Source organism: Clostridium sp. DFI.1.208 (assembly GCF_024463855.1).
GTDB lineage: Bacteria > Bacillota_I > Bacilli_A > Erysipelotrichales > Erysipelotrichaceae > Clostridium_AQ.
The window spans coordinates 1-3,969 of sequence record NZ_JANGCA010000117.1 but is presented as its reverse complement, the minus strand read 5'-3'; the positions used below and the strand labels follow the sequence as shown (position 1 = coordinate 3,969).

5 protein-coding genes are annotated in these 3,969 nt (G+C 51.0%); all 5 read right to left on the bottom strand.

All coding sequences use genetic code 11. The annotated features are described in order from the left end of the window. The coding region (locus NE665_RS23330) for an isopeptide-forming domain-containing fimbrial protein (RefSeq protein WP_256302666.1) at positions 1-1,927 on the bottom strand (1,927 nt) is incomplete at its 3' end. Beyond that, the gene (locus NE665_RS23325; RefSeq protein WP_216882337.1) at positions 1,911-2,501 is read right to left on the bottom strand and encodes a hypothetical protein; all 591 of its coding nucleotides are present in this window, start codon (positions 2,499-2,501) and stop codon (positions 1,911-1,913) included. The genes NE665_RS23330 and NE665_RS23325, both read right to left, overlap by 17 nt. Then, positions 2,494-3,054 carry a hypothetical protein gene (locus NE665_RS23320; protein ID WP_256302665.1) on the bottom strand — a complete coding sequence of 187 codons (561 nt, stop codon included), beginning with the start codon at positions 3,052-3,054 and terminating at the stop codon, positions 2,494-2,496. Before NE665_RS23320 ends, NE665_RS23325 begins: the two co-directional genes overlap by 8 nt. A gap of 14 nt (positions 3,055-3,068) precedes the next feature. After that, positions 3,069-3,569: a hypothetical protein gene (locus tag NE665_RS23315; protein WP_256302664.1), complete on the bottom strand. Its 501-nt coding sequence runs from the start codon at positions 3,567-3,569 to the stop codon at positions 3,069-3,071. After that, the coding region (locus NE665_RS23310; RefSeq protein ID WP_256302663.1) for a hypothetical protein at positions 3,566-3,969 on the bottom strand (404 nt) is incomplete at its 5' end. The genes NE665_RS23310 and NE665_RS23315, both read right to left, overlap by 4 nt.

Sequence of the window (3,969 nt, the reverse complement as noted above, 5' to 3'; positions counted from 1 at the left end):
TTTTCTCTATGCCTCCGGACGCTTTCTTGTCAGACGCTGTGAATCGGATGACCTCCGTATATTCCTGTCTCTCTCCGGTGAAGTCTGTGCCTTCGATATGGAAGAGGAAGGTCGGATCTCCCGACGCTGGATACATCTCCTCCCCATAGATCCGCTTCGTGATCCGCAGTTCCGGTATCGGCAGGAATTCTGCCTTTATGACATGGTCTGAAGAGATATCACGGAAGGTATACGAGGTAGGGTATCGCTTCACGTCTACTTCCTTTCCGTCTACACGCAGTCTACGCAGATAGTATCCCTTATCCGCTATATATGTGATCGTTCTCTCTTCTCCCTTGTCGATGCCGGTCACCTTGGATGTGATCGTCCCACCGCTCGCACCGGTCTCGATCTTGTAGACACGTTTATATTTCACACTTACCGTATGGTCCTCCTTTATCCCGCTGAAGGTATAGCTCTTCGGATATTTCTTGATATCGACTGCCTTCCCATCGATGGTGACGCTCTCCAATACGTGGTCACTGTCCACAGGGCTGTAGCTGATCGTCCTGCTCGTATTCGGCAGCTGGGAGGCTGTGCTTGCCGTGATCGTCCCGTTCGTCACAGATGTCGTTATCTTGAAATAGAAGCCCACAGTTACTGCATTCGATGTCTTCGTCCCTCGATCTGTCGTTATCGACGCTGTATTGCGGACAGATCCGGAACCGGATGTGCTGAACCAGGCGGACAGGTCATGACCGCTTTTCTTTTTACACTTCAGCGTGACGGTATAGCTTTTTCCATAGAACGAAGCGTCACCGACATTACGAAGGCTCAGCTGTATGGACTGAGCGCTGATGGAACGATCGAATTTCGATGTCACATCGTTACCGGATGAATCCCGGACAGAGATGCTGCTCGTTCCATTGACCAGTTGCAGACAGCTTGCCAGAGTGTCATTGAGCTTGAAGCTTGTGTAATAGGTGGATGCAGCTTCCTGTGGGACCGCAAAATCTATCGTGTAGTCGTAAGCGGTCGTATCGTAGATCGATGCGGAGATATTCCCATTGATGCGTTTCGTCGGGACCGGTGTGTCGAACTTCACGAGGGAATCGTTGGACCATTTCCAATGATAAAATGTTCGATAATCACTTCCTTTATCCCATGTTCCGACATCAATATCTAATTGCCTTGTGTAACCAAGCCTGAAGCTCGATGCCGCACCTGTCAATGTAGTCCAGTTCTGACGGTCATCATCCTCACTCGTTTCAGTTGGTGCGTATATTTGAGAACTGTTATAGCTCAGATTACCGCCAGCTGCCTTACTCATGACATAGGCATGATCGATTCCACTGTATCCATGACCAAGGATCTCTGTATAGTCGATATCCTTAAAATTCGCATGGTAGGGTACTGAAATCGGTGTATCTGTACCTCTTACATAGAATGTGAACTGCCAAACGAAATTCCTGCTCTGATAGGATTGCTGATAGATATCGATACTGTTGTCCATGAAGGCAACACTTGGCATATTCGTCGGATATGAGGAAACCGTAGCCGTGCGTATCTCTCCTCCTACCAGCATAATCTTCAGATCGATCTGTCTTCCATCATAGATCCCAATATTGTTGTAACGTACCCCAATTGTTCCGCTGCTCACGACCGCATTGCTCGATAACGTGGCCAGATGGACGTTCCTTGGTAATCGTCCATTGCCAGCTCCTGCATTCCGGAATAGCTCACTATCATCATAGCTCCTGCAGCCATAGAATTCTGCCCAGGATACCCCGGGCGTGAACTTCGGTGCGAAGCTGTAATAGGAATCGATGATAGTGCTGCTTCCGGATACCTCATGGATGGTTGCTGCTGTGATATGGCCATCCTGGGGAAGGATGATCAGCAGGAACAGCAACAGGATCGATATGAGTAGTCTACCGTGCTTCTTCATGATCTTTTCGCCTCCTTCTTACGATGATGATCAGGAAGGAGATGGATGCCAGCGTGCTGGATATGAGCAGTGTCCGCTGTGTCTGATCTCCTGTAGCTACGCTTTCTTGTATCGTCAGTGCAGTGAGCTCGACATCGACAGCAGCTTCCCTGATCGAATATGCATTGTCTGTCTCTTTCGGAAGACGCAGTGTGATCCGGATCGTCGTCATCTCCTGTGGTGCATAGCGCCCCATCTCTATACCGCTTTGCGCGTCCTGCATAGTTCCTTCATAGAGGCGGTGGACATCCTGCGTCACCTGCAGCTCCAGTATCTCGGCAAGTTGTCCTTCTCCTGTGGAAAGCTTGAGATAGAGCTCCTGTTCCTCCTTGCTTCGGTTATCCACCCTTAGGGTATAGGTCTGTTCGTCTCCCGGAAGCATCCGTGACAACACGATATCATCTGCCGATGTCTTCTGTATCCCTGCTTCCGTGATCCGGATGTGGATGTCGTACCTGTCTGATCCTTCTGCCTGTATCCTTACAGGGAGGAAGGGCAACAGCAGTATCGTCAGTAACAGCAGCTTCCTACGCATCGGATCTCACCTCATTCCTTGAACGGAGCGTTTGTCGGATCTCGGTATCTCCCCAGCCATCCGAAGAGACCTCAAGATGCTCACTCTGTACGGCCTGGATCGTCGTCTCCAGTACCAGCGTCTGATCTTCTTTCGTGATGATATCACTGCTCGCGATGACAGCGTCATACAGCTCCAGTATGCCATCCTCTTCCAGGATGCCTGTATGGTAGAGATAGCCGTCCTTCTTCCGTTCCCAGCCATCTGCCAGCTCCAGCTCCACCTCTGTAAGCTCACGGAGCAGCTCACCATCGGTATAGACGCAGACCTTGAAACGTACCCGACAGGCAGCTCCCAGGTTCTGCACATCCATATCCAGGGGGATCCTGCTTCCCGGTACGATCGGCACACTGCGCTGCAGGTCATCGACCAATGTCACCTCCACTGTATCCGTCTGTGTGATAAAACGCTGCCGGAAGGAACGTAACAGGGAAGAGAGAGAATCCCCCATGATCAGTCCGCAGATGAGCAGGATTACGATAAGAGCTATGATGAGTGATCTTCTTTTCTTCATGCTTCTGCCTCCCTTTACCGTATACCGGCGAAGGCATCCCGGATATTGTGATGGCCTTCCGCCTGTACAGATTCTGCATAGATGATGATGTCGAATGTCTTTTGACTCTCTGTTTCGATGTCTCCGATCGTCACCTTCGTGAACAGACTGGAGGTGTCAGCTCCCGGCTCCACGATGCCGGCATAGTACCAGTAGCCGTCATCGGCCTGCGTCCAGTCCTTCGTATCGAAGTCCATATGCGCAGGGATGGCCGTATCGGAAAGCGCTGCGTAGACGCGGATATAGCAAGGGACGCTGCCGGTATTGCGGACCTTCACGTCCTTTTCGTACGTCGTATCCGGCTGCCACTGCTTGGGAGGTGTGAAATCCTCTTCTATCATGACATCGTTCTGTCCGATCGTTATCCGGTTCTCTCTCGTTTCCACATGCGTCAGATAGGCGATACTGAAGGGGACCATCATAAGGATGATCCCTGCCAACAGGAAGACGAAGAACCATTTCTTCCTGTGCTTCATTCATCGTGACCTCCATCATCGACAGCTGCTTCACCGTCTTCCGGCATCTGCGGTGCAGGTTCCTTCGTATCTGTGGTATCCTTTCGGACATGTTCCTGGTTGATGAAGCTTCCATAAGCTTCCTCCATCGTTCCGGTCTCCTCCTGCTGGATGGCCATGCTCTTGACGGTGATCGTCTGTTCGCTGTCCTCCAGCCCCTGTTCTTCGATCGCATTGCAGAAGGTCACGGAGGAGAACAGCTCTGCTGTCGTCTGTCCGGGATTCAATACAGTCTCATAACCAAAGACATAGACCGCTGTCTTCCTGCCATCGGTATCCTCTTCAACGATCTTACTCAGCTGTCGCCAGTGATCCAGGTCCGGCGTGAAGAGGAAGAGCTCTGTATCAGCTTTCGGATTCC